Consider the following 26,053-nt stretch of genomic DNA (forward strand, 5'->3'; position numbering starts at 1 on the left):
CCGTGGTTGGAGCGCTGGCCAGGAGTCGAACCTGGTCCTCCCACCAGGGTGGTGGGTGTGCGGCCGTTGCACCTCCAGCGCGGGTATCCGCCCCTGATCATAACCGGAACGTATGGAACGGTTCCGAACGATGTCGTTCACGCATGGTAGGGCCCGCACCCGTCCCCCGGGTGAACGGGCGGGTGCGGGCCGTGTCTACAGGTCGAACAGGGTCGGCGGGCCCGGCTGGGGGAGGGCTCCGAGCTCGGGCACCTCCTCGCCGGTGTGCTCCTGCCACCAGGCGGCGAACATGGTGCGGTGGCACCACACCCCGGGTTTGGTGAGCCGCTCGAAGCACAGCAGCACCCGCCGGGTGTTCTCGCCTTCGGCGGGGATCTGTTCCAGCTCGGTGCGGATGGCGTCGACCCCGGCGTCGTCGAGGCGGCGCCGGTAGGCGTCGGCGTAGGTGGCGTAGCCGGCCTTCAGCATCCAGTTGGCTGGGGTGATCAGCCGGGCGTGGCCGGCCGGAGCCGCAGCGAGCTTGAACCGCGGGTAGCCCACGGTGGTGCGCACGGGCACCCCCATGTCTGCGGTGAATTCCTGGTAGGTGCAGGTCGCTAATCTCATGGCAGGCATCCTCGTCGGTCGGGTCGGGAGAAAGAAAAAAAGGGGGGCCCCTGGTGGAGCCCCCCTTTTTTTCGGGTTAGCCGGTGCAGATGCAGGTGGTGTCAGGCCGGGTCCGGCCGAGGCCGGAGTAGAGCTGGCTGATGGCCTGGCACGCGTGGGCCCTGGCCGGCTGGTGGCTGGTGGGGATGGCCCCGAGGTGGTCGTCGAAGAAGGTGATGACCGCCTCGGCCTCCTCGGAGGTGAGGGTAACCTCCTCCGCTCCGACGCCCAGGAGGCGCTGGATGGTCCGGACGGTGTTCTGGTTGTAGTCCGGGGAGAAGGTGAGGGCCGCCAGGAAGGTGGCCAGCCCCATGGCCTCGATGGTGTCAAAGAGGATGGTGGTGGAGGTGGTGGCCGTGTTACCCATGGTAAAACCTTTCCTAGAAAAAGGGGGTACCCCTTTTGCCATGTCCACTGTTGATTTGTTAAGTAACCTGTTTGGTTATATCTAAATCATAATACATATTGACCAAAATAGCAAATGGTGTGTGGTGGAATTGCCCTGGAATGCGGCAGGGCGGGAAAAGGGTTCAGAACAGCGTCTCCGCCTCCCACGTCCCGCCGGCGCCGGGCTCGGGCGCGTTGGGCTCCTGCGGCGCGGACGCCGCCGGAGCCGGGGCGGGGGAGGAAGGACCGGCCGCGGCCGGACCTTCGGCGAACGGGCCGGGGGCGTGGCCGCCCGCGGCAGTGGTGAGCGCCTGCATCGCCCGCACCGTCCGCACCGTGCGCGCCAGCTCCACGGTCTCGCGCCGCTGGGCCTGCGCGTCGGTGATCCATTCGTCGGTCAGCGAGTTGCCGACCCCGAGCAGCACCCGCGGGCCCAGCTCCCACAGCACCACGTTGGCGGCCAGGCACCCCACGGCCAGCGGGTCGATGTCCACGGCCGCCCAGGTGACGGTGGCCGGGTCGCGGCCTTCGAGACGCATCGCCTCGGCCAGGGCGCGCAGCATCCCGCCGGTGCCGCACGCCGGCTCGTGCACCGACTCGCCCTCCCGGGGTGCGCCGGTGAGGCCGACCATCATGGTGGCCACCGAGGCGGGGGTGTAGTACTGGCCGCGGGCCTGGGCCTCGCGCCCGGTCCGCATCAGGGTCAGCAGCGGCCCGAGCAGGTCGGCATCATGGGGGTGGATGGTGTGGATGCCCGCCTTCAGGGCGGCCTGTGCGGTGGCTTTGGCGGCCTTCAGCGCGATCGTGGAGGGGCCGTGTTCGCCGAACCACGGCGCCATCAGCGGGTAGATCGGGTTGGCGAGGTCGGGGCGCGCGTTGAGGTACATCCGCCACTGGGCGGCGATAATCTCGCCGACCTGGCCGGGGGATGCCTCCGCGATGGTGCGCTCGATCAGGGTGTGGGCGTCTGCGTCGGGCGGGCGGATGAACGCCACCGCGGCCACGGTCGACAGGGCGATCTCGACCTGGCCGGAGCCGTGGCCGCGGAACCACGCGTCCGCGCATGCCTCGGCCACCGTGTGGGCCCGGGTGTGGGGCCCGCCCCCTGGGGGGCGGGCCGTCTTGGCGGGGCTCACAGCGGGTTCCCGATGCCGTCGACGAGGTCATCGGGCACCCCGAAGGCGCCGAACCGGTCCTCGAAGCTGTAGCGGATGTAGCCGACCGCCGGGGGGCAGTCGTCGTCGTGCAGCTCGTCAGGGGCGGCGCCGCAGTCCCAGCAGTCCCGGTCGCTGGCGTTGTATCCGCGGCTCATGCCGACACCTCCTCGTGGTCCTCGTCGGTGGTGTAGGCCGCGAGCAGCTCGGCCAGGACCTGGCGGTCGGGGCGGTGGCCGGACGCTGCGGGCGCGGGCAGCGGGCACGTGCAGGCGCCGCGCGGCTCCTGGCAGTCGGCGGGCACCGTCTGCGAGATGTCCCAGACGTAGCCGACGTGGTAGCCGACCGCCTGCCGGCGGGTGCCGTCGCCTCCGGCCGCCGGTTCGGGCGTTCCGGTTTCTTCGGTGTCCTTCTTGCGGCGGGTGTTGGGCATGAACACGCCCAAGCCCTTCTGGCCTTTGGCGACCACGCGGCCGTGCTCCTGCCACTGGCGGAACCCGCGCACCTGGGTGGCGGTGGGCAGCTGCGCCCAGATCGCCAGGGTGTTGGTGGGGCTGTAGCGGTCGCCGAGGCGGGCGGCGAGGGCTTCGACGGTGTCGAGCTGGCCGGGGTCCGAGGTGGCGACCGCGAGCGTGATCATCTCGTTGAGGTCGGCGGGGGTCATGCGTGGCATGGTGTGTGCTCCCTTTCGCGTAGGTGTCGGCCCCGGGGCGCTGCGGTGACATCTCCGGGGCCGAGGCCGGGGCGGGCGGCCCGGCGGGGCCGCCCGCAGGGGGTTACTGGCAGGCGGCGCGCAGCTGGTCGGACATGGCGGCGGTGGCGGTGCCGGCGATGCCGCCGACGTAGGCGCGGCCCTGCGTGGGGACGAGGACGGTGCGCAAGGCGCCGGCGGCCTCGACCTCGATGACGTGGCCGTCCGAGAGCGCGATGGCGTGTCCGGCGCCGGCCGCGGTGACGGCCGCGCGGTAGGCGACCGAGCCGATGGTGGGCAGGCCCTCCAGGACGCCGATGACCATGTCGGCGTATTCGGTGTCGAAGCTGGTGAGGTTGGCGTAGATGTCGGCGCGCTGGACGGCGTCGAGGCCGGTGAGGTCGCGCTCCGCGGTGAGCTGCTTGATGGTGAGGGTCTGGCCGCCGGTTGCCGTGTTCATTTCGCCCTCCGGGTGGTTGCTGCGTTCTTTCTTATATCTTTATCATAATAAACCTCTTTTCAGATAGCAAGAATTCGCGGGGGAAATTCCCCTCGAATTCGGTCCCGCAGGCGCGCTGACCTGCGGATCCGCGAAGGAGGGGGTCAGCCGGCGTTGCGTTCCCACTGGGCGCGGTTGAAGGCCGCGGTCCGCCCGTACACCCCGCCCAAACCCTCCTGGAGGTCCGGGCCGTGGCCGTTGCAGACGACCTCCACCTCCCGGGAGAACCCGCCGTCGGTGCGCACCGCCACCGCCTGCAACGTGACCAAGGTCGAACCGCGCAGGCGGGCGCGCGCCGGCGCCCGCACGTAGCCCACGAAGAACCCCTTCTTCGCGTCGGTCGCCTTGGCCGTAGCGGGGTCGCGGGCCTGCGACTCGCGGAACCAGCCGGTGAACCGGCCGCGCGGGTCGTCGTCGGGCAGCAGCCCCCACGCCGGCCCGTAGCGGGTGTCGACCGCCTTGGCGGGCACCAGGACGCCCTCCAGGTCGAACACGGCGAGGAACACGGCGGTGCCGCCAGCCTCCTCGATGGCGGCCTGCAATTCGAGCTCGTCGCCGAGGCGCTGGGCGCACCACTGGGACAGGAACCCGTCGGTGTCGCACCGCTCGAAGCTCGCGGCGGCTTCGCGGCGCTGCTGCGCGGCCTGCTCGCGCAGGGACTGTGCGGACATGGTGAACCTCCTGGGGTCATGTGTGGGGGGTGTGCGCGTATGGGTCGGCCCCGGACACCGCGGGGTGTCCGGGGCCGGTGGGCGGGGGGTCAGGCCGCGATGGTGTCGCAGCGGCCGGCGTGGATACCGGGGGTGCCGGCGCAGTAGTGGCACAGGGCGGTCTCGACGTCGCCGACGTCGAAGGTGGCGACGGCCTCCCGGGCGTTGCAGTTTTCGCAGTCCATGGCTCGGGTCCTTCCGTTGGGGCGGGTGTGGGTTGCGGCCCGCCCCCGGTGGGGCGGGCGGGTCGGTCAGAGGTCGCGGCGCCAGGTGCGCTTCTCGGCGGCGCGCTGGCGGCGCCGGCGAAGCTTGGCGGCCTTCCGGCCGTGCTGGCCGGGCAGCAGGTAGCAGGTGCAGCCGCGGTTGGCGTAGGCGCAAACCTGGCGGTGGCCGGGGTCGACGCGGCCGAGGAGGGGCGTGGTGGAGGCCATGGCGATTCTCCGTTCCGAGTGGTTTATTGCTTGATTGCTTATATCTTAATCATAATAATCACCCGTTTAAATAGCAAGTGTTCGGTGTGATTTTTGCAGGAAATTCGCGCATTTCTCGAAGGGAATTCTGCGCCTGGGAATGGGGCCGCACACAGAGGCCGGCCCCGCAAGGTATCCACCTTGCGGGGCCGAGGGAGGGGAGCGGGTGTCAGGCCCACACGACGGCGGCGCCGTGGTCGCGCGCCCACGCGGCGACCTCAGCGAGCTGCTGCAGCCGCTCGGCCAGGTAGCCGGGGCGGCGGCCGCAGTCGATCACGTTGCCGTCGCGCACCATGGGGCGCCCGTTGGCGTCGTCGGTGGCGACGTCCAGCAGCGCCGTGGCGGTCAGCACCCGCCCGAGGATGTCCTCGGCGGGCGCGATGCCGGCCAGCTCGTCGTGGAGCACGATCCCGAGCGGGCCGACGGCGTCCGGCGCGTCGGCGTGCTGCTCGGGGCGCAGGCCGAGCAGCCGCAGCAGCGTGGCCGCGTTGGCGTTGGACACGGCGAGGTCGGGGCCGTCCTCGTCGTGGTCCTCGGGGAAGAAGGTGACCGACATCGGGCTGTCTCCTTAATCAGGCGGCCAGGGTGAACGTGCGCGCCGGCGCGGTGGGGGCCAGGCGGGCGGCGGTGAGGATCTGCACGGCCGCGGTGTGCCAGCAGCGGGTGCCGCGGACGCCGGCCTGGCAGGTGCAGTGGTGGGCGGTGGCGCGGTGGGTGCGGGTGCCGTCGGCGGAGACGACGAGGTGGATGCCGTCGCGGTAGTGGACGAGGGCGCCGTCTTCGATCGCCTCGGTGGCGGAGGCGATCTGGTGGTCCTTGTAGCCCTCCAGCGTGGCCTTCTCGGCGCGGATCTCGGCCCAGCAGCCTTTGCCGTAGCCGAGGCGGATGCTGCGGGCGGAGGTGAGGGGGCGGTGGCAGCGCCGGCAGGTGGCGGTGTGGGCGGTGCTGGTGGCCATCGCGGTCTCCCTCGGGGTGGTGCCTGACTGCTTATATCTAAATCATAATTCATTATGGTTCAGATATCAAGAGGTGCGGGGGACAGGGGCGGACAGAAGTCGGCTCCCGCACCCGGTGCGGGCGCGGGGCCGGGTGCGGGATCAGAAGCCCATGATGTCGGTCAGCGAGAAGCGCACGCCGGCCTCTGCCGCGGCCTTCTCCGCCGCGGCGTAGGCCTCGTTGAACTTGCCGAGGTTGATCCGCTTCGTGGCGTCGTCGGCGCCGGGGCTGTAGGTGGCCATGTACTGGTAGACCTCGCGGGCCTCTGTCAGGGCCTCCAGGAAGGTGCCGAGGGCGCCGGGGGCCTCGACCATCAGCATCTCGCCGGTGTTCTCGTCCTCGGCGAAGAACAGAGCGTCCACGGTGCGCCTCCCAGGGGGTGAGTAACTTGCTTGCTTATATCTTAATCATAATAGTTACCTATTCAGATATCAATGGATTGGTGGAGGGATTTCACCGAAAACACCAGGTCACAGGTACATTCCCAACGCTTCCATTGCCGCCTGGTACTCCCAGCACGGCCACTCCACGTGGTCGCCCTCCGCGTGGGAGATGTGGCACACCCGGCCTTGCGGGGTGTCCAGCGGCTGGTGGCCCCGGGTCAGCGCCCGCACCGCTGCGACCGCCCGGGAGGTGTCGCCCTCCTCCTCGATGCGCGCGAGTTCGGCCTCCAGCGCCGTCACCATCGCTTCCCCCGGCTGGTGGCGTGGCAGTGGCCGCACACCATCCACGGCCACCGGCGGACCCGCTCCGTGCGGCCGCAGCCGGTGCAGCGCCCGCGCAGAACCTCCCGCGCGCCGACCTTGGGCATGGCCCCGGCCAGGGCGGCGCCGGTATCGGTCGCCAGCGCGGTCACCGCCTCCAGGCCGGCGCCGCAGCAGCGCGACGCCTCCGCCCGGTACCCGTTCTGGTCGGCGCCCCATCCGCCGGCGGGCGGCTGGGCCCACTCCAACACGCCCTCGACCGCCAGGGCGCCCGTCTGGTGGCAGCGGGCGCACGTCTCGTCGGGCAGGGGGAAGGTGTAGGGGGAGGGGGCGCGGTCGGGCGGAGGCACCTGCACGTCCTCGCTGTGGTGGTTGCTCATGGCTGTCACCTTCTATTCGTGGTCGGGGCCCCGGCCCCACGGCAGGGGCCGGGGCGGTCGGGGGTCAGGCCGCCGGCTCCTCACCGGCGGCCTCGTCCAGGTCGGGGGAGGCGCCGGAGGCGGCCATCGCCGCCGCCTTGCGCAGCACCGACTCCGCCTTGCCAGCCGCCTCGCGCAGCGCGGCGATGCGCTGCTGGTACACCCCGGGGCCGGCGGCGCCGGTCAGCACCCGCGCCAGCTCGGCCGGGTCCGCCTGGGCCAGCTCGTGCAGGATTCCGCCCGCGGACGCCAACCGGTCCACCTGGGAGGTGACCTGCGCGCGCCGCTTGCGGATCTGCTTCTTCTCCTCCTCGGAGGGCTCGTCGACGTCGAACATGACGCCCTGGTCCTCCAGCTCCCGGCGGGTCTGGGCGAACGCTTCGGCGTCGCGGAAGTTGGTGAACTCGCCCTTGATCCACTTGTTGAGGACCAGGCGCTGCCCCTCGGAGGTGAGGCGGCAGACGTAGCCGGCCAGCCCCGTGGGCAGGTGCTGCTTGTCGAGGGCCTCGCGGGCGGGGCCGATCAGGTTCAGCAGCGGCAGCCGCCAGGTGATGTAGGCGACCGTCTTGCCGACGGCTGTGGCCACCTCTTCGGTGGTCATGCCGTGCTCGTCGATCAGCTTTGCGAAGGCTTCGGCCTCCTCCATGGGGGTCATGTCGGCGCGTGCGGAGTTCTCCACCACCGACTCCAGGAAGGTGGATCCGGTGCCGTGCTCGACGACGGCCAGCAGCTCGGTGAGGCCCGCGCGGTGGGCGGCGCGCCACCGCCGCTCACCCATGATCAGCGTGTAGCGGCGGCTCGCGCGGTCGTAGCGCACCCGCACCGGCTGCTGCTGGCCGACCGCGGCCAGGGAGCCGGCGAGCTTGTCCAGTTCGGTCTCGTCGAAGTGCTGGCGGGGCTGGGCGGGATCGCGGTCGATGCGGTCGAGCGGGATGGTCTTCTGCGTGGCGGCCATGGCGGGGTCCCTTCTGTGCGGGCGTGGTCGGAGAGGAGAGGGAGGGTGAGGGGGGCGGCGGCGCCCCACCGCGGGGCGCCGCCAGGGCGGGTGGTTAGAACAGGGCGGCCGCCCGGACCAGAGCGCGGACCTGGGTGTCGTGGCGCTCGATGAGGGCATCCAGGTTGTCGGCCTGCTTCTCGTCCGGGGCGGTGATGGCGGAGGCCTGCTCGTCGGGGCCGGAGTTCAGGGTGGCGTTGATGCGGTCGGCGGTGCGGGTGAGGCGCTCGGCGGCGGCGCGGAGGCGGTTCTCGGTGTCGACGAGGTCGGTGACGAGGGTGTTGAGGAGATGGGCGGCGGCCCGGTTGGTGCCGGCGAGGTCGAAGATGTCGATGTCCTTGCCGGTGTACTTGCGGATGATGTCCTGCATTTCTGCCTCCCGGGTGTTTGGGTTGCCGTTCTTTGTTATATCTAAATCATAATTCAATATGAATCAAATAGCAATTGGGGGAGGGGAATTGTCCGAACGAATTTCCCTTCCCCGCGGTCAGCGGCTCACATCAGCGCCTCCGGCGCGGTGCACCGGGTGGCCCCGCTCGCCGTCCCGATCCACCTCCCGGCACCTCTCGCACTCCTGAGGACAGCGCACGCGGCAGGCGACCATGTGCGCGCACAGCCCACACACCGGATTCACCTTCGGGCTCGCCCACCACCCGCTGACGGCGTGGGCGCACTCCATCCGCGCCGGCAGGTAGAGCCACCCGCACAGGGTGTACGCGCACAGGGCGCCGCGGCCGCCACCGAGGTCCACCCAGTGCTCGTATCCGGTGATGATGTGCTTGACCTCGCCGGACTCGCGGTCGATCGGCATCACGCGCCCTCCTCGCCCACGCCCAGCTCCGCCAGGCGCGCCACCAGTTCGCCGCGCAGCCCGAGCGTTTCGGGGTCGGCCTCGTCCTCCAGGGCGTGCAGCTCCTCGGTCAGCGCCACCGCCTCGCTCACCCGGTCGATGGCCGTGCACGCGGTCTCGTAGGCGATCTGGAGGATGAGGCGGCCGAAGGTGTGGGCCACCACGGTGCTGGAGCCCAGCCCCTCGGCCTGGGCCGCCCAGTCGGCTGCGGCCTTGGGCGCGGCCGTGTGCAGGCTGTAGCCGGCCTCCACGTAGGACCGCAGGTGCAGGCGGGCCTTGTCGGCCAGCTCTTCAGGGACGGCGTCGAGGTTCGCGAAGCGTGCCACGTGTGCTCCTTCGGGTCGGTGAACAGAGGAAGAGGAGGGGGAGGGGCCCCGCCCGCTGCGTGCGGGCGGGGCCGGTGCGCTACCAGTCGAGCGCCTCGGAGGCGACGCCGGGCAGGTGCCCGAGCTGGGCGCCCTCGCCGATGTAGACCACCCCCGGCGGCTCCTCGTCCTCGGCGACGCCGGGCTCGGAGCCGGTGGAGGGGGCGGGGTCGATCTCGGCGACGCCCACCCGGCCGACGCTGTACTCGAACGGCCAGGAAGGCGACTGCGCCAGCCGGACGGGTGCGTCCAGGCCGGCGCCGGCCTCCTCGGCCGCCGCCTGCAGGGTCGCGATCAGGTCGCGCACGGTCATCTCGTCCATGACGGATTCCCCTTCTTCCTCTATTCAGAAATCAACCGGTACGGAATATCCGAACCGTCTTTGTTATATCCTAATCATAATAACTACCTATCAGGATAGCAATAGGAATGGAAGGGGAAATTCAAGATTTTCGCAGGTCACAGGAGTGAAGGGGTGTCGGTGTCGCTATCCGTGTAGCGACCGTTTATGATCGAGATATGACCACGAGTGAGAAGGACACCGCGCTAGCCACCATCGGCCGCATCCACGACGACCGCGCCCGCCTCGCCGACGAAGAGGTCGCCGCCGTCTCCACCGCCCGCCACCACACCACCGCCTGGCGCATCATCGCCGACGCCCTCGGCATGGCCCAACCCAACGCCGTCCGAAAATTCGGCAAGCGCCTGGCCACCCCCGGCGAGGCCGGCGACCCCGACCAGGCCCTCAGCGCCCTGCGACGCATCCAAACCGACCGCGAACACCTCGCCGACGAGGAGCTGCACGCCGTCGCCGCCGCCCGCACCCACGGCGCCACCTGGGACGAGATCGCCGCCCGCATGGGCCGCAAAACCCCCAACGTGCAGGTGTCGTTCGCGCCCAAGCTCACCACCACCACGACCGTCGCCGACGAGTAGCCGACCACCGCTGCGGCTGTGACCCTTCCCCGGCCGATCCCGACCCCGCAGCCCGGCTCTCAGCGCCGCAGCACCTGGGCGTAGCAGCGGCACCGGAAATGCGCCGGCGGCCGCCCGGAGAACGCCTCCCAGTCCACCTCCCGGAGGGTGAAGCGCTCCCTGCTGCCGATCACCCGGCCGTGGGCGGGCCGGCAGATCGGGCACACCCGTTCGTCGCGGCGCGTGTACCACTTCAGGTCGTAGGCGAAGAGGGCGGCGTACCAGGCCCGTCCTGCCGTGTGGGCGCGGGTGATCGCGGTCGCGGTGACGTTCCACACCCGGCTGGCGGTCTGCTGCACCGCCAGGGCGGGTTCGACGGCGCGCGGCCCGGTCTCCACGTGCAGCCCGCTCGTGGTGATGATGAAGCGGACGTCTTGGCGCAGGTCGACGTCCGCGGTGAGGTTCGCGGTCTGCGTGTCGTCGGGGATGCCGTCCTGTTCGCGCCCGTCGGGCGGGGGCGCCTCGGTGCGGGCGCCGGCGGCGCCGATGCGCACCGCCTGGCGGGCGGCGTTGGTCGCGGTGTCGGTGAGGGCGGCGCGGGCCTCGCGCAGCAGGCGGGCGACCCGGCCGCGCTGGCGGGTGCGGTCGAGGGGGGTGCGGGGGTTCTGCTCGGCCGCGCGCTGGGCCGGGACCAGGTGGCGTTCGATGTCCTCGCGGGTGGCCTCCTCCATGGCGTTGAGGTCGGGCGTGGTGTCGTCGGGCTCGGGCAGCGGCATCGCCATGGCTGTTTCCTCCGGATCAGTCGTCGCCGTCGTCGATCTGGTTGATGATGTGGCGATACCGGGCGGTGGAGTACTCCAGCAGGCCGAGGATGCGGTGCGGCGGCATCTCGTCCTCGGGGCCCACGCGGAAGTTCACCGACATGCCTTTGTTCTCGGGGGCGAAGGACTCGGCGGCGCCGATGACGAGGAAGTCGGTGAGGTACCAGCCCTCCTCGATGGCCTCGCCGGTGGTCACGGTCCGGTCGAGGGCGGCGTGGATGCGGGCGTAGGGGCTCGGCGCCGGAGCGGGGGCCTCAGGCGGGTCGTCGGCGATGCCCCAGTGGGCGCGGCAGGTCATGCACACCACGTGGACTGGCCAGTCGGCCAGGTCGTCGTGGGTGCGGACGTTGATGACGTCGTAGGTGTGACCGGTGTCGCGGCATTCCTCAGCCGGCTCGGGGGCGGGGTGGGGTGTGGTCATGGATGGTCGTTTCTGTGGTCGGCGTGCTCTTGGGCGCGTTCGGATGCGCGGGCGATGCTGGTGGTCAGGGCGCGGAGAGCGAGGTGGGCGGGCCAGATGAGGCCGACGCCGATGGCGAAGCCGGCGTTGACGCGGCGCTGGTGAGCGATCCAGTCCAAGTTGCGGGAGCTGACCGGGAACCGTTTGATGTCGCGCGCGGTTTCTCGGGCGGCCCAGGTGGGTGCGACGCGGGCGAGGCCGTACCAGAGGTAGACGAAGACCAGGGCGAGGGCGATGGCCAGCGTGATCATGACGCCTCCGCGGGGGCGGGTTCGGCGATGCCGAGGCGGCGCAGGCACACCATGAGGTGGCGGGCGTCGGCGAGCGCGTCGTGGGCGCCGGCCTCCTGGTCGGGAACGGCCGCATCAGGGCGGTGCGCCAACTCCTGCTGGAGGTCGCGCGTGAACATCGGCAGCCCTTGAGGCAGGCGGATCATCGGCCCCCAGAGCTGGGCGAGGGCGACGTGGTTGTAGGCCCCGAAGTCGGCCCACAGCTCCGGCTCACCGGCGGCGAGGAGGAACTCCCGCACCTCGTTGGCGACGACCCACCGCGGTTTCACGCGGGCGTCGGTGTGGTCGGGGCCGACGCTGTTCACCAGCGGTTTCGGCCACTGGCGCTGGCCGGTCTTCAGGTAGGCGTCCACCTGTTTGCGGCCGGTGATGGGCAGGTGCGGCACGACGTTGCGCATCAGCCAGTCGTGCTCGCGGATGCGGTCCCAGCCGGCGTCGGCGACCACGGCGTAGTACTCGCGGCCGTCCTCGCACACGATGGCGAGCGAGATCGGGTCGATGACCTTCCCGTCCTCGTGGAACTCGAAGTCGTAGGCATAGCAGGTCATGGCGTTACAGGCTCCGGATGACGTTGCGGATGGGGCGCCGGTGGTCGGCGGTCGGCAGGGTGAGGTGGTCGTCGCCGCCGGGCGGGACGACGATGCTGGGGTGCCGCAGCGGGCAGGGGGCGCCGCCGCGGGTGTGGTGGGGGTAGAGCAGGTCGGCGGTGGTGAGCGCGACCGTGCGGGAGCAGTAGGGGCACGTGGTGCGGGGGCGGCGCATCAGTCCTCCTCGGTTCGGGCGACGATCTGGCGGGTGCCGCAGTGGGCGCAGGGGACCTCGACGAGACCGTCGGGCAGGTGCAGGCGGCGCGTGGACCCGAAGGTGGTGACGTCGATGGTTTCGCGGACCTGATCGAGGTCGTCGGGGGCGGGGTCGGTGTATCCCTGGGGCGGGGTGTGGTGGCCGCGTTCGTGGCAGTCCTGGCGGTCGTGCCACTGCTCCAGCTCGGCGACGCGGTGCCCCACGGAGATTCCCGGTGGCGGGGTGCGGTCGCGGTGCCACGCGCGCGCCTCCATGGCGGCCAGGCCGGCGGTTACGAGGGTGAGCCCCACCCGCAGCGGCGGGAACTCTTCGAGGATCAGAAACGGCAGGCTGGTGAGGGTGAGGACCGTAAGCACCACGGTCCCGACGGCGTGGCGGCTGAGGCGGGTCCAGCGGCGGCGGGCGTGGTCCAGGGCGGCGACCGCGGCGAGCAGCGCCAGCATGGGCACGGTGAGGATCAGGACGAGCCAGCCGTGTTCGAGGATGAGGCGCGCGTACATCGCGACCAGTCCCACGGTCGCCAGGCCCAGGACGGCGGGGAGCAGGTAGCGCTTCATGCGGGGTCCTCGGTGTCGGGCAGGGCGCGCATGCCGTTGGCGAGCGCGTCGGTTCCGGGGCCGGCCCCGAGGACGTTGTCCTGCAGGTAGCGCGCGCACCGTTCGCGCTCCTGCCGGCGGATGGTCTGGGCGTCCTCGTCGTCGCCCTCGATGGCGAAGCGCAGGTCCGCGCGTGCTCGGGCTGCGCGGCGGCGGGCGGATTCCCAGGCGGTGTGGTACCTCTCGGCCTGGTTGTGGGCGGTTTCGGCCGGGTGGCACCAGTGGGGGTCGTGGGGGTTGCCGGTGGTGCCCCAGGGCAGCATCAGCCCGTCACCCGCACGCCGCGGCACCACGTGGACGTGCAGGTGGAACACGGACTGGGTGGCCGGCTTTCCGATGGAGGTGAGGATGTTGGAGTGCTCGGCCTCGGCGGCGAGCTGGACGGCGCGGCGCATGGTGGCCGCGGCGATGTCGGGGTCGGTGGCGGCCGAGTCCACGTGCACCCGGGGGATCACGAGGGTGTGCCCTTCCACCACGGGGTTGAGTGGGGTGAAGGCGATCGCGTCCTTCCACTCCCGGACGATGGTGGCGGGTTCGTCGCCGGCGAGAATGGCGCAGAACACGCAGGGCGGGGCATGGTCGGTGTGGCAGCGGCAGGCGCACTGGAAGAACAGCAGCTCGCCGGGGCACAGGTCGTGGCCTTCGGGAGCCTGGTCGAGGCAGGCGTCGTAGCACAGCGGGCCGATGCCGCCGCGCTCGGGCAGGTCGCGCTTGGTGTAGGTGGGCATCAGGCGTCCGTCTCTTCGTGTCCGATCTCGGTGAGGCGGGGGTCGAGTTCTTCGTCGGCGGGCACGGTGGTCATGGCGGTGACGAGGCGATGCGCAGCGTCGTAGACCGATGGGGCGCACCCGGTGGCCTGGATCCGGTCGAGGAGGTCGGCCAGCTCCGCGGGGGCGGGGCGCAGCTGGTGTTCGCGCAGCAGGGTGGCGGCTTGGCGCAGCCGCAGGTGGCTCCTCATCCGCCGGCCGCGGGGGCGTGGGCGTAGGGGGAGTAGCCGCATCCCTGGCACAGCGCCATTTCGCCGATGCGGATGACGCTCTCGTCGAGGGTGGTGTAGGTGGTCAGGCGCAGCAGGGTGCTGCGGTGGCAGGCGGGGCACGATTCTTCGGTGGCGGCGCCGTTGGTGATGCGGATGTCTCCGGGGTCGGCGACCGCGTCGTCATCGATGAGGTCGTCGCCGAGTTCGGCGAGGACGGCGGCGGTGAGCTGGTTGGTTTCCTCCCACCGCAGCCGCACCTCGGCGCCGCCGTAGGCCGCGCGCCAGGTGTCGGCGGTGAGGCAGATGGGGCGCGACAGCGCTTGAGTGAGGCGGGCGCGCAGCGTTTCGGTGGTCACTGGCCTCACGCCCTCCAGACCGGGAGCTGGTGCGCCGGGTGGGCGGCGAGTTGGGGGTCGAACCGCACCGGTGTCGACATGGCCGGGGTGGCGGTCGGCCCGGTTGCGGGCCCGTCGCCGCGGCGGTGGCGGGTGTGCAGGTCGGTGAGGTCGGCGACGGTCACCCCGGGGAACCCGACTGGTTCGCGGGTGAAGGCGTCGCGGCCCAGGTTGAGGGTGCGTACGGCGTGGGCGATGGCGGCGAACGCCTCGTTGCGGGCGTCGTCGGTGGCGGCGTCGAGCTGGATGGCGACGGTGATCGTCCGGTCCAGCACGGTGATGCGATGGCGGGTCATTCGCGGGCTCCGGTGGGTGCGGTGGCGGGCAGGTCGGCGAGGAGGCGGCGGACCTCGTCACGGGAGCGGCGTCGGCGGAGCTGGGGGCGGTTGGCCGCGGAGGTGTAGCGGTTGCAGGCGCGGGCGAACCGTTTGCGGGCGTGCAGCGGCCCGGTCAGGTCGAGGCTGTGGGTGCGCAACAGCAGCCGGCCGTCGTGGGTGTGGGTGGCGGTGAGGCCGTAGGCGCGGGCGCGCAGCGCGAGGGTGACGGGAACCGTGTGGCCGAATCGCGGGTGTCCGAGCGCCGTGACGAGGACCACGACCGTTGATTCGTCATCCACAGGCCCGTATCTCTTGAACCCGTCGGTGGCGGGGGCGAGCGATTCGTCGCCGCTGTTTCGTGGGGTCATGGTGCTCCCAGGTCGGGCGATGCGTTTGTGCTATCGATCTCGTGTCGACGATAGCCGCACGTTATGGTGAGGGCACGTGTTGGTGGGAAACGCCGTGAGCTGGACACGACGAAGGGCCCAGAGGTGGGGGAACCTCTGGGCCCTTCGTTTGTCGTTTGTGGTTCGTCGAGCTCCGGGTCAGGTCCTATTGGTCGGCGTCGGGCGGTCGGGGGTTGGCAAGTTTCGCCAGTTCGTCGCGAGCGGCTCGAACGTGTTCGTCAATGGCCTCCAGATGATGGTTCAGGGCGCCGCGATGCCCTTCGGCCAGGCGGGCGTTATGGTCCGCGCTGGTCTCCTGGATTTCGGTGACGATCGCGCCGAGCGTGGAGCCCATGATGGCGGCTTCACGGGCGGCGGCGATGAAGAAGCAGGCGGCCATGACGGGAGTGGGGCCGGCGTTGGGCAGGAGAGTTGCGCCGGTGAACTTCAGGCGGGCGGCGGCCAGGGAGAACGCGGTTTGGGGGTCGTTCCTGGTGCCGTTGTAGGCGTTGTATGCCTGGGTTGCCGCGTCGTAGCCGGAGTCATCGGCGGAGTATAGGTAGCGGTCGAGGTGGGCCATCAGCGCCCCGGCGAGCTGATAGACGTCGCCGGCGGTGAGTTCGTTGTGCTCTGGCATGTGCGGGTTGAGGGCGTGCAGAGCGGTGTCGAGGCGATGTGCGTCATCGCTGGTGACCACGGGTCCTCCTGTGCGTGCGGGAGTATGGGGCGGCCAGTATGTAAGGGGTATGGCCTGCGGATCTAGAGTTTCTGCGCAGGTCAGGTATCCGGTGGCCTGGTGTGGCCGGTGGGGCAACCATGGGGGCCGGTTCGGCGTCGTACCAGGTGGTCTCGACTACCCCCGACCGAGTGGAGCCTCGGATGCGCCCCTTCTTCTTCCTGTCCGCCGTTGCCGCCGCCCTGGTGCTGAGCGCCTGCGGCGGCGCTTCGGAGCCGGCCCCGGATGCGTCGTCGGCTCCGGCTACCGCCCCGGCCGAGATGTCGTCGGAGCCCGCCCAGGCGGCGGAAACCGCGGAGGCGTCCGCGGGCCCCGCGGACCCGGAGGCGGCGGCGAGCCTGCTGTGCATGGACCTGCGGTTGGCGGACTCCTACCGCGACGCGGGCACGCCTGGCGATGAGGCTGAGGCCATGGCGCTGGAGCTGGGGGCGGCCACGGACGCCTTGGACGAGGGGTCGGCGCATCCGGAGCTGCACGCGATCGCGATGGAGCACATGGGCGACCCGGAGGCGACTGCGGCGGCGTTGAAGGACTGGTGCAAGGAGCACACCGAGCCGGTCAACCCGTCCTCGCCCTGGTAGGGCCTACGGCGGCGGCCCGCCCGCGGCCTGCGGGCGGGCCGTGTGATTCTTCAGCCGATGTCGCGCCGGTAGTGGCGGCGCAGCGACCGGAGGGCGGCCGCGCGGGTCCACCCGCTGCCGCACCGGGTCAGCCCTGCCGGGAAGGGTGTGGGTTCGGCGAGGTAGCCGTTGAAGCTGGTGCGGACCTCGCGCCACTGCCCGGCGCGGGCGCGTTCGAACAGGCCGCGGGCGGCGTGGCCGAGCTTGCTGTACGCCTCCCGGCTGCGGCCGAGGTAGCGGAACGTGCGGTAGGCGACGAGCAGGTCGTGGAGGACCCCGACGGGGTAGGTGTCCACGGTCAGCCCTGTGACGGGGTCGCGGACTGTGCCACGCGGGTCGGCATCGTGCTTCACGCAGTCATCTTCTCCTTCGTCGGCGGCCACCGTGCCGGGGCGCAGGCCGGCGTGTTCGGCGGGGTGGGTGTCCATCCGGTGGAGGATGAGCTGTGCGGTGGGGGAGACCGCCGGGTTGTGCCAGGCGGTCCAGTCGCACAGAGCGCAACTCAGTAGCCCGCCGGGGCCGCGCCAATCGCCGACGCGGGTCACCGGCTGTTCCCGTCCTGCTCGGCGCGGAGCTGCTCCAGCTCCCGCATACGCTCCCGGGCCACCTCGACCACGACGCCTGGCCGCAACAGGACCGCGATGTGGGGTTTGCCGAGCGCGGTCGCCGTTTCGTGGATGAGGTCGTGGTAGCGGGTGGCGTCCGCGGAGGCCAGGCGGTGCATCTTCTTCCAGTGCTGCACCGGCCCGAACGGCAGATTGTGGAGCGCGAACAGCACGATGACCACGGCCAGGCCGATGGCGACGAGCACGAGGATCGCGCCGGCGGTCCACATCAGGAACGTCTCAGGGCTCACCGGGTCCTCCTCTCGTGGCAGGGGCACGCGCATGCCGGGTCGGGGCCTGCGGTCGTGTGGTCGCAGGCCGAGTACATGCAGTTGGGCGTCGGCGCGGGGCAGGAGGCGGGCTCGTGGGCGTACTGCGGGAGTTCGCCGTGCAGCCAGCCGAGGGCGGGTCCTGCCCAGTGCAGGGGACGGCGGCAGTTCGCGCACCCGTCGTCGTGTTCTGCCATGGCGGAGCTCACTGGTCCGGCTCCGCCGGCTCGCGGACCTGGCGGTCCCACCGGGGGCGGTTGGCGTGTGCCGCGCGGAGCTTCGCGCGGATCGCCTTGGGGCTCGCGTGCTGCGCAAACAGGTCAGCGCTCATCGGGCACCTCGTGTTTTCGCCAACGGCTGCACTCACATTCCGAGCAGGCGCCGATGTGACGACGGTGGTCGTCACGGCCATGGCCGCACGTCCCGGACTCAATGGATTCGCGCACCTTCTCGGGCGAGAACGTGGGCAGCTTCGCCCCGTAGGTGCCTTCCGGCTGCTTGGCGTTCTTGGCCCACCGGTAGAGCGTGGACGTTTTGCTGCGGGAGGTCCGCTGCAGCGGCTTGCGTTGGGATCGGATCACTGGCCACCTCCGAAGCGTCCGACGATTCCGTGATCCGTGCGGAGGATCTGGCGGATGCGTCGCCGGAGTTCTTCCTCCTTCTGCTCACGCTCCTTCCGCGTCTCGCTGATGGTCTTCAGCGTCGTGTACAGGGTCTCGTTCGCCCGCTCGATGCCGTCGACGCGCTGAACGAGCTGGGCGAGGTAGAGGGGTTCCCCCTGGCCGCGGGCGGCCATGAGGGTGGCGAAGGCGAGCTGCCAACGGTCCGGGTCCTCGATCTGCTCAGGGGTGAGGGTGGTCGGGTCCTCGTTGGTGAGGGCGGCGAGGACGTGAGTCTTCCAGTCACAGGCGTTCGGTTCGCTCATCGGTTTCCTTCCTCGGTATCGGGGCGGTGGTTCTGCAGGTCGGCGCGGATGCGGCTGACGAAGTCGCGGACCCGGTCGGGGTGGGAGGGTTCGTTTCGGCCGTTGGTGCGCCACTCGTCGTCGGCGCGGGCGGCGGCGGTCTTGCGGTAGCCCCGGCAGCGGGCGATGTAGACGATCTCGGAGGCGGTCACGTCCGGGTCGGCGTCCGGTGGGGCGGCGCGGAGGATGTCGGCGACGCGGCGGCGCAGGTCGGCGTCCTCGTCCTCGCGGTGGCGGGTCACCGGTCCGGCCCCGTCGCGACGGGCGGGCGCCGGCGGGTGGGCATCTCCTGCACGCGCAGGTCCTCGGGCCAGTGGGCGGGGTCGGCGCCCGTGGAGGAGCCCACCATTCCGCGCGCCCAAGCCGAGCCGAGCTGCTTGATGAACACGGCGGCGCCGGCCTGGTGGGCGTCGTCGCGCAGGCCCCGGATCCAGTCCAGGTCCACAGGGCGGGCGTCCGGCCCGGATTCGCCGCCGATGATGACCCAGTCCAGCGGCGGGGCCGTTTGCGTGCGCCAGGCCACCGGCTGTTCGGGTGTGGAGCAGTCCGAACATTCGGTGTGGGTGCCGTGGTGGTCGCGGTCGTGGCCGGTGTGGTCGTCGGGGGCCAGTCGCAGGGGGCCGAGTAGCGGTTCGGCGGAGATGAACCGCAGGGCGGCGCGGGTCTCCAGCAGGGCGGGGATGCGGATGTCGGCCCAGCGTTGGGTTTCGGCGCTCACCCCGACCCAGACGTTGGGCAGCGGCCAGGTCAGCTCGTCGGGCAGGGTCGTGGTGTTGTCGGCCATGGCCAGCTCCCACACGGCGCGGGCGACCGAGGCGCGAAACGTCAGCGAGTTCAGCAGGCTGCGCATGCGGCCGTGGCGCTTGGTGAGGATCTGGTACGTGTGCTGCGGGGTTGCTGCCATGACCGCCCAGATGCGGGCGATGGCGTCGGCGCCCACCTCGGCGTGGAACACGTCCGACATGGAGTTGACGAACACGGTGCGCGGGGTGCGCCACCGCAGCGGCGCGGTGATCACGTCCTCGTGGACGCTCACCCCGAACCCGGGGCCGGAGGTGGAGGGGCGGCCGTCGCGCTGGTACCGCGGGCTGCCCATGGCCTTCAGCCGCCGCGCCATGGTCGCGGCGTAGCAGTGGTCGCACCCCTGCGAGACCCGGTCGCATCCGGTGACGGGGTTCCAGGTGGTGCCGCGGGCGCCGTCGACGCCCTGAACCCATTCGATTCTGGTGGACAACGCTTCTCCTTCAGCTGATGGTCTGGGGGTGGCAGGCGGGGCAGGGCACCCGGTGCAGCTCCTCACCGGCCAGGCGCATGCGGGTGCGGGTCTCGGCGTGGCAACGGCCGCAGTACGGCGGCAGGGCGGGCGCAGCCGGCGCCGCCGCAGTGTCGACGGGGGGCTGGGCGGGTTCCTCGGCCGGCGCCGGGACGTCGGCGTTGAGGGCCGCGCGGGCGGCCTCCAGCCGCGGCTGGTGGTAGCCCTCGGGGACCGGGCGGCGGCCACCACCGATCACCCGGCACGCGCGGCCCTGAGGCTGGGCGCAGGCGGCGACGGGGCAGGCCACCGACAGGGCGGCGCGGCGGCGGGCGTAGTCGGCGCCGCGCGCGGCCGCGTACTCCGCCGTCGGCCCGGTCGCCGCCCGTCCCCCCGAGGCCAGCGCCAGGCGCACCTGGCGGCCGTCCGCGACGGCTTTGATCTGCTCCCGCAGCGCCTGGGTGTAGTCGCGGGCATCCGGGTCGGCGGCGGGCAGCGCCCGGTCCACGTTGGCCAGACGGGCAGCGCGGATCCGGCGCACCCCGGCCCGCACATGAGCCGGTTTCAGCCACTCCGTCGAGAACGCGTAGTGGTCGATGACCGCCTGGTTGGCGTCGTCGAAGCTGTCGAGGTCGCCGATGGCGGCGTGCCACGACTTCACGTCGGCGTCGCCGCTGGTGCGGCGATCGTAGGCCGCAGCGGTGGCCAACAGCAGGCTCACCTCGGACTTTTTCATGGCGTGCCTCCTTCGGCTGCTTCAGCGGCCTCCTGAGCGGCGTACTTGCGCGCGAGCTCCAAGGCGTCGCCGACGCGCTGATCGGTGGTCGAGGGGCGGCCGCCGCCGGGGAAGGCCACCACGGTGTTTATGACCTCGTTGACGACGCTGGGCAGCGTCGCGGGGTGCAACCCCTTGCTCATCCAGGTCGCGATGCCGCGCCGGATGTCGTCGGGATCGACGCCTTCGTCGAGCATCTGCTTGATGAGCTTCGACATCTGCCCGATCACCTGGCCGGGCGGGCGGCTGGGCGTGCGCTCCAACCACTCGGCGACGATGGTCTGAGCGGTGGGCGGCGTGGGCGGCTCGCCGCCCCGCTCCGTAGGAGCGGAACTTCCCCTGTTCCCCTGTTCCCCTGTTCCAGGGCCTGAGCTTCCGCCGTCTTCCGACTCTCGCGGTCGGACGGCGTCGGAAGTTCCGTCAACTCCCAGCTCAAGCGCCATTTGCGGGGGGCGGATTCCCGCGTCGTCCTCTTCGGGAGCGGGGTCGGGTTGCCCCGCCTCGCCCGTCGGCTCGGCGGTCGGTGGCGGGGCATGGGCGGCGGGCGCCGCATCGCCGTTTCCGCCTTCCGACTCCGAAGGTCGGAAGGTGTCGGAAGTTCCGCCGCTGCGCTGGTCACGCGGCATGAAGTTCCACTCTTCGCCCTCAGAGGGGGACGGGTAGCGCGACTTCGCCGTGCGTTCGTTGCGCTGATGCCGACGCCACGACGGGATGGCGTAGTACGGGCGCCCCTCCACCGTGTAGAACTGCACCCCGTACTGGTGCCGGACCTCGTTCAGGGCCGAGCGGAAACCCGCCAGGGTGGAAATCGGCGCGTCCTCGTCGAGGGGAAAGGCGAAGCCCTGGAGTTCCCGCAGATTGCAGGTTCCTCGGCCGGTGTCGTCGGCCCAGTTCCACATGGCGATGTAGAGCAGTCGGGCCCACGGGCTGATACTCCCGGTGCCGGGAGAGGACCAGAACTCCGGCTTTACGGTGCGGATGCGGGCCATGGGAGATGCCCCCGGTTTCATGCTCGTGGTGGATAGCGGACAGGTTGCGGCTACGGTTGCCGGTCGCCCTTGCGGGCGTTGCAGGTTGTGCAAAGCACCTGGAGGTTGCCGGGGTTGTCGGAGCCGCCCCGCGACCGCGGGCGGATGTGGTCCATTTCCAGGCCGCGGTAGAGGGAGCGTCCGCCACCGGGCTTGGACGGGACCATGTCTCCGGGCTTCCAACCGCAGGAGCGGCACGTGAACCCGTCACGGGCGAGGACCTCTGCGCGCAGCGGGGTATGGACCGTCGGCGGTGCCTCGCGCTGGAGTTCCGTCAGCTTGGACAGCACCGAGTCGCGGATCTTGGTCGAGGTGACAGCGTCGACCGCGTCGAGTGCAGCGACGACGCGGCGCGGGTGACGGCCGATCTGCTCGAAGACGAGGAAGCCCGGGACGAAGACCGCCTGCTCGTCGTGATCGATGACCACGAGCCCTGCGTCTTCGAGGTCGCTGAGGGCGTGCTCGACGCGTCCAGGCGTCAGCCCGGAGGCGAAAGCCGACCAGCGGCGGATGCGTAGCGACAGCACGCCCGCGGCATCGATGTCGGACTGGGAGAGAAGCATCAGGTAGATGTGCTGGTTGTGCGCGTTCAGCTGGAGGAAAACGGGGTCTTGCCACAGCGACACGGGGATGTTGGTGGAGTTGGGCATCAGGGCCTCCTCGCTCTGTTCGGTAGTTGTCGTGGCGTGTACGACTCAGTCCGCCAGAGCGTCGGTATTCAGGGCTGCCGTGACGGCGTCGTCGCGCTCGCGCATGCGATCGATGTCGGCCAGCACCGCGGCGCTGGCCGCGACGAGCGCCCGCAGCTGGCCATGCGTCAGCGCCTCGCCAGTGAACCCGCGGACGAGCACCCGCTCATCGGAGGTGTGCAGCACGGCGGTGCCGTCGGGCAGCATCACCCCTCTGGTCTCGGCGTCGAGGTCCTCGACGCGGCCGGCGCCGAGCAGCACGGCCCCGGCGGCGGGGCGCCGGTGCTCGGGAACCGTGTAGGTGGCGCTGTTCGCACCCTCGGGGTGGTCGATGGTGACGCGGGCGCCGCCGGCCTCCCACGGGCCGGCGGTGGTGATGGAGATGGCGTCGTCGCCGGGGGTGCGGTCGATGAAATCCACGGTGGGCTCCTCAGCGCTGCGTGATCGTGTCGATGACGGTGAGCGTGGGCTGGGCGATGCGGCGGCGCCGCTCCAGCTCTTTCGCCCACCCCGCGTCGGTGGTGCGGCGGGCGACCTCCCGGGTGATGGCCGTTCGCAGCGCCTCGTCGGCGGCCCGGTCGCGGCGGGTGGCCAGGACGCCGCGGAGCACACCGAGCCGGTGCATGGCGGGCGTGGCGTCGTCGACGTGGCGGCGGGCCACCCGCAGCACCCCGTCGGTTCCGAACAGGACGTCGTCGACGCGGGCGCGCTGGTTGCGGACCTCGCGGGCGGCGGCGTTCAGCGCCGACCGGTCGGACTTGAGCTGCGTCACGCGGTCGGGATCGGCGTGCTTGGCGCGGCCGATCTCGCGGCGGGCGGCCTTGACCGTCTCGGCGAGCTCGTCGCGCAGCTCGGTCAACTCCGCCCCGGTGAGCCAGTGGGCGGGGTCGGACGGGACGCGCTCGGTGGGGTGGCACAAGGTGCGCACGAAGCGTTCGGCGTCCGCGGCCCACTGCTGGCGGGATGGCCACAGCGGCGGCTGTTTCTGCGTCATCGGGGGTACCCCCTTCCGAGTGGGGTGGATGGCCGGGCTATGCGGCGTCGCCGCTGAACAGGTCGTGCTGGTGGGCATGGGCGAGGGGGCGGTTGGACCACAGCACCTCGACGCGGTCTTTCTCCTGCTTGGCGTTGCCGGTCATGGTGTTGCGGGCGGTGCGGTGCCAGCCCTCGTATAGCTCGGCGTAGAGCGGGGAGTCGTAGCCGGAGAGCATGACCGCGGCAGAGCAGCCGGCGAGCGCCTCGGCGAGTTCGCGGTGGTCGGATTCGCCGCGCATTTCGCGGCGGTAGTTGGAGTGCGGCCGCGTGGACCCGAGGTACGGGGGGTCCACGTAGAGCAGCACGTCCGGCGAGGCCCCGTACTTCGCGATGACGTCGAGGGCGGGCAGGCACTCCAGCGACACGGACGCGAGCCGCTCCGCTGTCGCGGCGAGCCTCTCGACGTAGGCCGCCATGTAGCCGGGCATGCCGATCGTGGAGCCGGCGGGGTCGATGTAGTGGCGCCACCCGGTGTTGCGCAGCGTCCCCGAGCGGCCCTGGGACAGGCGGGACCAGGTGCGGCGCGCGGCCTCCAGTTCGTCGGTGGTGGGTTCGTGGCTGGCGGCGAGTTCGGCGCGGGAGTGCGGGCTCAGGACGCAGGCGCGGATCAGCTCCGACGGCCGGTCGCGCAGGACGCGCCACATGGTCATCAGCTCGCCGTCGAGGTCGTTGGCGGTCTCCATCGCGCTGGGGTGCTTGGCGAGGAGGACGGAGAGACCGCCGCAGTACGGTTCGACGTAGTGGCCGTGGGGCGGCAGCAGGCTGGCGATCCAGTCGGCAATGCGGGCCTTGCTGCCGAAGTAGGGGGCGGGCGGTCGCATGGCGTCCTCTCGGGTGGTGCGTGGGTGGCCGGGCGGGGGCGGGCCCGCCCGGCGCGCGGGCGGGTCAGGCTGGGGCGAGTCCGGCCATGCGGCGCAGCGCCGACGTGGTGTAGCGCTCCCGGCACTCGTCGGGGTCGCCGAGGAGCCCGGCCAGGGCGGCGCGGAGCTTGTCGCGCTCGGCGGCCACGTCGTCGACAGCGTCGGGGTGGCCGTGGTGGGGGCAGGGGCAGTCGTGGTCGACGAACGCCTGGTAGTGGTCGTGGTCGGCGTCCATGTCCTCAGGGCTGTGGGGGGCGTCGATGCGGTGGCCGGCGTCGCGGGCGGCCTGGATTTCGGTGCGCAGGCGTGCGGTGATCTGCTCGATGCGGTCGATTGCGCTTGTGCTGGTGGGGGTGTGGCCGTCGGCGAGGGCGAGGTAGGCGGAGATAACCGAGTGCGCGTCGTATTCGAGGTCGCGATGGGCGCGGGTGTAGGTGGTGGAGTAGGTGTGCTGCACGGTGTCCTCCTTGCTTGTGGGTGTTCTTGCGTGCCCGCCCCGCCTTGCAGCGGGGCGCCGGCTGGGTCCGGGCGGGCTGTCAGGCGGTGCGGGTTATCCGTGGTCGCGGAGGAACTGGGCGAGTTTCTCGACGGAGTTCCCGGGGCCGTCGACCTTGCGCCACTCGTCGATGGCGAGCGCGGTGAGCCACTGGGCGGCGGTGCGGGCGTCGGCGGTGCCGTAAACGCTGGCCTTGCCTTGGTGGTCGACGAGGATTGCGTAGGCGTAGTCGTCGGGGCCGACGACCTCGATTGGCGAGGGCGGGAGTTCAGCCACGGCGCGTCTCCTCGGTGGTGCAGATGGGGCACTTGTGGTCGGCGCCGCCCTCGTGGCAGCGATCGATGCACCGGCGGCACCAGCGGGTGTCCCGGTATTGGGCGGCCCCGTTGAAGCTGATGTTGTTCACGAAGGTGGCGCCGCAGTTGACGCAGGCGTCGGCGGACGGGGTGCAGGTGGGGCACTCGCCGGAGACGTCCGGGAGTTTCCGCCCGGCAACGGCAGCGTCCATCTCGGCCTCGTTGGCGTCGCGGAGATTGGTGCCGCACCGGTCGCAGGCCCGCTGCACGCGGACGGTCTGCCCGCTATCGTCGTCGGACGGGGCCATGGCGAGCCGGCGGGCGCGGCCCAAGGCGGCGTCGATGTCGTCGACCACCGTGCCGGGGTCGCGGGCTACGCCCTCGCGCAGGACGGCGCGGCGCACCCACCATCCGGCCACGCCGCGGATTTCGGCGGTGTAGGTGCCGCCGGGGCCGCGGACCTGAAGGCGCACGGCCGCTCGTGCGATGCCGCGCAGCTGCCTGACGCGGCGCAGCATCTCCGGCCACGTCGTGCCGTGCTCTACCTCCAGCGCTGTCCGGAGCATGCGCTCGCGGCCCTCAGCGTCCACGCGGGCGGCCTTGGCGGTGACGACGCGCTCGTCGTCGTCAGCGAGATCGGTAAGGGTGGCGGGGCAGTGGCAGTCGTGGCGCTCCTGCAGGAACCCGGTGTCGTACTCGCACCCGCACTGGGCCGTGTCGCAGGTGTCCATGTGCGGCAGTCGAGTGGGCTGCTCCGCCAATGCGGCGTCTGACTTGTCCGTACTGGTCGGGGGGTCGTCCAGGGCGCGGATGAGGCGCGCGCCGTCGTGGAGTACGCCGAGCCACCGATCCGGGCTCCGGCGCGCGTACTCGTCCAGCGCGGCGGCGCACCGCTCTCGCTCCTCGCCGAGAATCCGCGCCAGCAGCGGGCGCAGCGCCGGACCCAGGTCCGCCTCGCTGACCTCAATATGGCCGGGCGGGGACTCGTAGAAGCGCGAGAGCGCGATGCACACGTCCTCGTCGTAGCGGTCGCCAATGTCGGTCACAGGGGTCTCTCCTCAAATGCAGTCGGCGGTGTGGGGGCAGGTGTCGCCGTAGACCGCGCAGCAGACGGCGTCGGCGTCTCCGGTGTCGGCGATCGAGCAGGACACGGCTCCTCCTTAGGTGTGGTCGGGTTCCGCGTCGGTGGGGGCCCAGCACCCGCAGGCGCCGTTGCTGGCGATGGGGCCGCGGCAGTCGAAGCACCAGGGGCCGGACAGCCACTCGCCGTCCAGGTCGGTGGGCAGGTCCGGGGCGGGCGCCGAGGCCACGACCTCCATGCCGAGCGAGACGCCCACGGGGTCGGTCGACTCGCAGGCACGGGCGGAGCGGGTGCGGCAGCGCAGCACGGAGCCGGCCAGGCGGGCGCGGATGCGCTCCTTCTCCCAGGCGGCCTCCTGGCGGAAACGGTCGGCTGCCTGACGGGCGCGCAGGACGGCGATGCGACGGTCCAGCTCGGCGTCGCTGTACTTCCAGGGGTTGTCGAGCAGGCGGCCGATCTGTGCCTCGTACACGTCCATGCGTCGCTCCCTCAGGCGTATG

At 71.3% G+C, this 26,053-nt stretch carries 51 protein-coding genes and 1 pseudogene; 2 read left to right on the forward strand and 50 right to left on the reverse strand.

The features are described 5' to 3' along the window. Positions 1-7: 7 nt before the first annotated feature. The 20 genes and pseudogenes from EKD16_RS25605 to EKD16_RS24875 all read right to left on the reverse strand — a co-directional run bounded on the left by EKD16_RS25605 (position 8) and on the right by EKD16_RS24875 (position 9,206). Positions 8-81: pseudogene (locus EKD16_RS25605) on the reverse strand. Between the two features lie 114 nt (positions 82-195). Continuing rightward, complete coding sequence (locus EKD16_RS24790) at positions 196-606, reverse strand: hypothetical protein (RefSeq protein WP_131102976.1); 411 nt, start codon at positions 604-606, stop codon at positions 196-198. Between the two features lie 76 nt (positions 607-682). Continuing rightward, positions 683-1,012, reverse strand: coding sequence for a hypothetical protein (locus tag EKD16_RS24795; RefSeq protein ID WP_131102977.1), 330 nt, complete (start codon positions 1,010-1,012; stop codon positions 683-685). Positions 1,013-1,175: 163 nt separating this feature from the next. Continuing rightward, entirely contained in the window at positions 1,176-2,108 is a 933-nt protein-coding gene (locus EKD16_RS24800; protein ID WP_131102978.1) for an N-6 DNA methylase, read from the reverse strand. Between the two features lie 56 nt (positions 2,109-2,164). Then, positions 2,165-2,344, reverse strand: a complete 180-nt coding sequence (locus EKD16_RS24805) for a hypothetical protein (protein ID WP_131102979.1) — start codon at positions 2,342-2,344, stop codon at positions 2,165-2,167. Then, positions 2,341-2,859, reverse strand: coding sequence for an ArdC family protein (locus EKD16_RS24810; protein ID WP_131102980.1), 519 nt, complete (start codon positions 2,857-2,859; stop codon positions 2,341-2,343). Before EKD16_RS24810 ends, EKD16_RS24805 begins: the two co-directional genes overlap by 4 nt. A gap of 103 nt (positions 2,860-2,962) precedes the next feature. After that, on the reverse strand, positions 2,963-3,337 hold the full coding sequence (locus EKD16_RS24815; protein ID WP_131102981.1) for a hypothetical protein: 375 nt from the start codon (positions 3,335-3,337) through the stop codon (positions 2,963-2,965). A gap of 143 nt (positions 3,338-3,480) precedes the next feature. Continuing rightward, positions 3,481-4,047: a hypothetical protein gene (locus EKD16_RS24820; RefSeq protein ID WP_131102982.1), complete on the reverse strand. Its 567-nt coding sequence runs from the start codon at positions 4,045-4,047 to the stop codon at positions 3,481-3,483. Positions 4,048-4,136: 89 nt separating this feature from the next. Continuing rightward, a complete protein-coding gene (locus EKD16_RS26420; RefSeq protein ID WP_278248947.1) occupies positions 4,137-4,271 on the reverse strand; it encodes a hypothetical protein in 135 nt (44 codons plus the stop codon). 66 nt (positions 4,272-4,337) lie between these two features. Then, on the reverse strand, positions 4,338-4,517 hold the full coding sequence (locus EKD16_RS24825; RefSeq protein WP_131102983.1) for a hypothetical protein: 180 nt from the start codon (positions 4,515-4,517) through the stop codon (positions 4,338-4,340). A 208-nt stretch (positions 4,518-4,725) separates the two neighbouring features. Further along, positions 4,726-5,112, reverse strand: coding sequence for a hypothetical protein (locus EKD16_RS24830; protein WP_131102984.1), 387 nt, complete (start codon positions 5,110-5,112; stop codon positions 4,726-4,728). 16 nt (positions 5,113-5,128) lie between these two features. Next, a complete protein-coding gene (locus tag EKD16_RS25610; RefSeq protein WP_165498696.1) occupies positions 5,129-5,512 on the reverse strand; it encodes a DUF6011 domain-containing protein in 384 nt (127 codons plus the stop codon). Positions 5,513-5,653: 141 nt separating this feature from the next. Beyond that, complete coding sequence (locus tag EKD16_RS24840; protein WP_131102985.1) at positions 5,654-5,914, reverse strand: hypothetical protein; 261 nt, start codon at positions 5,912-5,914, stop codon at positions 5,654-5,656. A gap of 108 nt (positions 5,915-6,022) precedes the next feature. Beyond that, the gene (locus EKD16_RS24845) at positions 6,023-6,238 is read right to left on the reverse strand and encodes a hypothetical protein (protein ID WP_131102986.1); all 216 of its coding nucleotides are present in this window, start codon (positions 6,236-6,238) and stop codon (positions 6,023-6,025) included. After that, positions 6,232-6,636 (reverse strand): hypothetical protein, encoded by a 405-nt coding sequence (locus EKD16_RS24850; RefSeq protein ID WP_131102987.1) that lies wholly within the window; start codon positions 6,634-6,636, stop codon positions 6,232-6,234. Before EKD16_RS24850 ends, EKD16_RS24845 begins: the two co-directional genes overlap by 7 nt. A 64-nt stretch (positions 6,637-6,700) precedes the next feature. Next, positions 6,701-7,630 (reverse strand): ParB/RepB/Spo0J family partition protein, encoded by a 930-nt coding sequence (locus tag EKD16_RS24855; protein ID WP_165498697.1) that lies wholly within the window; start codon positions 7,628-7,630, stop codon positions 6,701-6,703. A 94-nt stretch (positions 7,631-7,724) separates the two neighbouring features. Further along, positions 7,725-8,039 carry a hypothetical protein gene (locus EKD16_RS24860; RefSeq protein WP_131102989.1) on the reverse strand — a complete coding sequence of 105 codons (315 nt, stop codon included), beginning with the start codon at positions 8,037-8,039 and terminating at the stop codon, positions 7,725-7,727. Between the two features lie 117 nt (positions 8,040-8,156). Beyond that, positions 8,157-8,480, reverse strand: a complete 324-nt coding sequence (locus EKD16_RS24865; protein ID WP_131102990.1) for a hypothetical protein — start codon at positions 8,478-8,480, stop codon at positions 8,157-8,159. Beyond that, the gene (locus EKD16_RS24870; protein WP_131102991.1) at positions 8,480-8,845 is read right to left on the reverse strand and encodes a hypothetical protein; all 366 of its coding nucleotides are present in this window, start codon (positions 8,843-8,845) and stop codon (positions 8,480-8,482) included. Before EKD16_RS24870 ends, EKD16_RS24865 begins: the two co-directional genes overlap by 1 nt. Positions 8,846-8,924: 79 nt before the next feature. After that, on the reverse strand, positions 8,925-9,206 hold the full coding sequence (locus tag EKD16_RS24875) for a hypothetical protein (RefSeq protein WP_131102992.1): 282 nt from the start codon (positions 9,204-9,206) through the stop codon (positions 8,925-8,927). A 197-nt stretch (positions 9,207-9,403) separates the two neighbouring features. Here EKD16_RS24875 and EKD16_RS24880 point away from each other — a divergent pair, with 197 nt between their 5' ends. Further along, on the forward strand, positions 9,404-9,820 hold the full coding sequence (locus EKD16_RS24880) for an SANT/Myb-like DNA-binding domain-containing protein (RefSeq protein WP_131102993.1): 417 nt from the start codon (positions 9,404-9,406) through the stop codon (positions 9,818-9,820). A 59-nt stretch (positions 9,821-9,879) separates the two neighbouring features. Here the strand turns inward: EKD16_RS24880 and EKD16_RS24885 are convergent, their stop codons facing one another. From EKD16_RS24885 to EKD16_RS24935, 12 genes are all read right to left on the reverse strand, one after another. Beyond that, entirely contained in the window at positions 9,880-10,581 is a 702-nt protein-coding gene (locus tag EKD16_RS24885; RefSeq protein ID WP_131102994.1) for a phage minor head protein, read from the reverse strand. Between the two features lie 16 nt (positions 10,582-10,597). Continuing rightward, complete coding sequence (locus tag EKD16_RS24890; RefSeq protein WP_131102995.1) at positions 10,598-11,041, reverse strand: hypothetical protein; 444 nt, start codon at positions 11,039-11,041, stop codon at positions 10,598-10,600. Next, entirely contained in the window at positions 11,038-11,331 is a 294-nt protein-coding gene (locus EKD16_RS24895) for a hypothetical protein (protein WP_131102996.1), read from the reverse strand. Before EKD16_RS24895 ends, EKD16_RS24890 begins: the two co-directional genes overlap by 4 nt. Beyond that, positions 11,328-11,918 (reverse strand): 3'-5' exoribonuclease, encoded by a 591-nt coding sequence (locus EKD16_RS24900; protein ID WP_131102997.1) that lies wholly within the window; start codon positions 11,916-11,918, stop codon positions 11,328-11,330. Before EKD16_RS24900 ends, EKD16_RS24895 begins: the two co-directional genes overlap by 4 nt. 4 nt (positions 11,919-11,922) lie before the next feature. Continuing rightward, the gene (locus EKD16_RS24905; RefSeq protein ID WP_131102998.1) at positions 11,923-12,132 is read right to left on the reverse strand and encodes a hypothetical protein; all 210 of its coding nucleotides are present in this window, start codon (positions 12,130-12,132) and stop codon (positions 11,923-11,925) included. Continuing rightward, positions 12,132-12,731 carry a hypothetical protein gene (locus tag EKD16_RS24910; protein WP_131102999.1) on the reverse strand — a complete coding sequence of 200 codons (600 nt, stop codon included), beginning with the start codon at positions 12,729-12,731 and terminating at the stop codon, positions 12,132-12,134. The genes EKD16_RS24905 and EKD16_RS24910 overlap by 1 nt, the downstream gene beginning before the upstream one ends. Next, positions 12,728-13,498, reverse strand: a complete 771-nt coding sequence (locus EKD16_RS24915) for an HIT family protein (protein WP_131103000.1) — start codon at positions 13,496-13,498, stop codon at positions 12,728-12,730. Before EKD16_RS24915 ends, EKD16_RS24910 begins: the two co-directional genes overlap by 4 nt. Next, positions 13,498-13,728: a hypothetical protein gene (locus EKD16_RS24920; protein WP_131103001.1), complete on the reverse strand. Its 231-nt coding sequence runs from the start codon at positions 13,726-13,728 to the stop codon at positions 13,498-13,500. Before EKD16_RS24920 ends, EKD16_RS24915 begins: the two co-directional genes overlap by 1 nt. Beyond that, entirely contained in the window at positions 13,725-14,105 is a 381-nt protein-coding gene (locus tag EKD16_RS25615; RefSeq protein ID WP_165498698.1) for a hypothetical protein, read from the reverse strand. Before EKD16_RS25615 ends, EKD16_RS24920 begins: the two co-directional genes overlap by 4 nt. A 5-nt stretch (positions 14,106-14,110) precedes the next feature. After that, entirely contained in the window at positions 14,111-14,440 is a 330-nt protein-coding gene (locus EKD16_RS25620) for a hypothetical protein (protein WP_165498699.1), read from the reverse strand. Further along, positions 14,437-14,829 carry a hypothetical protein gene (locus tag EKD16_RS24930; RefSeq protein WP_131103003.1) on the reverse strand — a complete coding sequence of 131 codons (393 nt, stop codon included), beginning with the start codon at positions 14,827-14,829 and terminating at the stop codon, positions 14,437-14,439. Before EKD16_RS24930 ends, EKD16_RS25620 begins: the two co-directional genes overlap by 4 nt. Before the next feature lie 184 nt (positions 14,830-15,013). After that, positions 15,014-15,544, reverse strand: coding sequence for a hypothetical protein (locus EKD16_RS24935; protein ID WP_131103004.1), 531 nt, complete (start codon positions 15,542-15,544; stop codon positions 15,014-15,016). 182 nt (positions 15,545-15,726) lie between these two features. On the opposite strand from EKD16_RS24935, the gene EKD16_RS24940 reads away from it, so the two are divergent. Then, on the forward strand, positions 15,727-16,164 hold the full coding sequence (locus EKD16_RS24940) for a hypothetical protein (protein WP_242677493.1): 438 nt from the start codon (positions 15,727-15,729) through the stop codon (positions 16,162-16,164). A 50-nt stretch (positions 16,165-16,214) separates the two neighbouring features. Here the strand turns inward: EKD16_RS24940 and EKD16_RS24945 are convergent, their stop codons facing one another. From EKD16_RS24945 to EKD16_RS25030, 18 genes are all read right to left on the reverse strand, one after another. Then, a complete protein-coding gene (locus tag EKD16_RS24945; RefSeq protein WP_131103005.1) occupies positions 16,215-16,748 on the reverse strand; it encodes a hypothetical protein in 534 nt (177 codons plus the stop codon). Then, on the reverse strand, positions 16,745-17,059 hold the full coding sequence (locus EKD16_RS24950; protein ID WP_131103006.1) for a hypothetical protein: 315 nt from the start codon (positions 17,057-17,059) through the stop codon (positions 16,745-16,747). Before EKD16_RS24950 ends, EKD16_RS24945 begins: the two co-directional genes overlap by 4 nt. Beyond that, complete coding sequence (locus tag EKD16_RS24955; RefSeq protein WP_131103007.1) at positions 17,056-17,274, reverse strand: hypothetical protein; 219 nt, start codon at positions 17,272-17,274, stop codon at positions 17,056-17,058. The genes EKD16_RS24950 and EKD16_RS24955 overlap by 4 nt, the downstream gene beginning before the upstream one ends. 8 nt (positions 17,275-17,282) lie before the next feature. Next, on the reverse strand, positions 17,283-17,408 hold the full coding sequence (locus EKD16_RS26425) for a hypothetical protein (RefSeq protein ID WP_278248948.1): 126 nt from the start codon (positions 17,406-17,408) through the stop codon (positions 17,283-17,285). Beyond that, positions 17,398-17,658: a hypothetical protein gene (locus tag EKD16_RS24960; RefSeq protein WP_131103008.1), complete on the reverse strand. Its 261-nt coding sequence runs from the start codon at positions 17,656-17,658 to the stop codon at positions 17,398-17,400. Before EKD16_RS24960 ends, EKD16_RS26425 begins: the two co-directional genes overlap by 11 nt. Continuing rightward, the gene (locus EKD16_RS24965) at positions 17,655-18,002 is read right to left on the reverse strand and encodes a hypothetical protein (RefSeq protein WP_131103009.1); all 348 of its coding nucleotides are present in this window, start codon (positions 18,000-18,002) and stop codon (positions 17,655-17,657) included. The genes EKD16_RS24960 and EKD16_RS24965 overlap by 4 nt, the downstream gene beginning before the upstream one ends. Further along, complete coding sequence (locus EKD16_RS24970) at positions 17,999-18,283, reverse strand: hypothetical protein (protein WP_131103010.1); 285 nt, start codon at positions 18,281-18,283, stop codon at positions 17,999-18,001. Before EKD16_RS24970 ends, EKD16_RS24965 begins: the two co-directional genes overlap by 4 nt. Further along, positions 18,280-19,275 carry a DUF5131 family protein gene (locus tag EKD16_RS24975; protein WP_242677494.1) on the reverse strand — a complete coding sequence of 332 codons (996 nt, stop codon included), beginning with the start codon at positions 19,273-19,275 and terminating at the stop codon, positions 18,280-18,282. Before EKD16_RS24975 ends, EKD16_RS24970 begins: the two co-directional genes overlap by 4 nt. Before the next feature lie 10 nt (positions 19,276-19,285). Next, positions 19,286-20,029 (reverse strand): hypothetical protein, encoded by a 744-nt coding sequence (locus EKD16_RS24980; RefSeq protein WP_131103011.1) that lies wholly within the window; start codon positions 20,027-20,029, stop codon positions 19,286-19,288. Then, the gene (locus tag EKD16_RS24985) at positions 20,026-21,078 is read right to left on the reverse strand and encodes a hypothetical protein (protein WP_131103012.1); all 1,053 of its coding nucleotides are present in this window, start codon (positions 21,076-21,078) and stop codon (positions 20,026-20,028) included. The genes EKD16_RS24980 and EKD16_RS24985 overlap by 4 nt, the downstream gene beginning before the upstream one ends. Before the next feature lie 29 nt (positions 21,079-21,107). Beyond that, on the reverse strand, positions 21,108-21,746 hold the full coding sequence (locus EKD16_RS24990; protein WP_131103013.1) for an HNH endonuclease: 639 nt from the start codon (positions 21,744-21,746) through the stop codon (positions 21,108-21,110). Positions 21,747-21,791: 45 nt separating this feature from the next. After that, entirely contained in the window at positions 21,792-22,205 is a 414-nt protein-coding gene (locus EKD16_RS25625) for a hypothetical protein (protein WP_165498700.1), read from the reverse strand. 10 nt (positions 22,206-22,215) lie between these two features. Then, entirely contained in the window at positions 22,216-22,779 is a 564-nt protein-coding gene (locus EKD16_RS25005) for a hypothetical protein (protein WP_131103016.1), read from the reverse strand. Between the two features lie 37 nt (positions 22,780-22,816). Next, positions 22,817-23,641: a DNA adenine methylase gene (locus EKD16_RS25010; RefSeq protein WP_131103017.1), complete on the reverse strand. Its 825-nt coding sequence runs from the start codon at positions 23,639-23,641 to the stop codon at positions 22,817-22,819. Between the two features lie 64 nt (positions 23,642-23,705). Continuing rightward, positions 23,706-24,137, reverse strand: coding sequence for a hypothetical protein (locus tag EKD16_RS25015; RefSeq protein ID WP_131103018.1), 432 nt, complete (start codon positions 24,135-24,137; stop codon positions 23,706-23,708). 93 nt (positions 24,138-24,230) lie between these two features. Next, complete coding sequence (locus EKD16_RS25020) at positions 24,231-24,452, reverse strand: hypothetical protein (RefSeq protein WP_131103019.1); 222 nt, start codon at positions 24,450-24,452, stop codon at positions 24,231-24,233. Further along, the gene (locus tag EKD16_RS25025; RefSeq protein WP_131103020.1) at positions 24,445-25,518 is read right to left on the reverse strand and encodes a hypothetical protein; all 1,074 of its coding nucleotides are present in this window, start codon (positions 25,516-25,518) and stop codon (positions 24,445-24,447) included. The genes EKD16_RS25020 and EKD16_RS25025 overlap by 8 nt, the downstream gene beginning before the upstream one ends. Before the next feature lie 114 nt (positions 25,519-25,632). Beyond that, positions 25,633-26,031, reverse strand: a complete 399-nt coding sequence (locus EKD16_RS25030; RefSeq protein WP_131103021.1) for a hypothetical protein — start codon at positions 26,029-26,031, stop codon at positions 25,633-25,635. Positions 26,032-26,053: the final 22 nt, after the last annotated feature.

This window comes from Streptomonospora litoralis (assembly GCF_004323735.1).
Lineage (GTDB): Bacteria > Actinomycetota > Actinomycetes > Streptosporangiales > Streptosporangiaceae > Streptomonospora > Streptomonospora litoralis.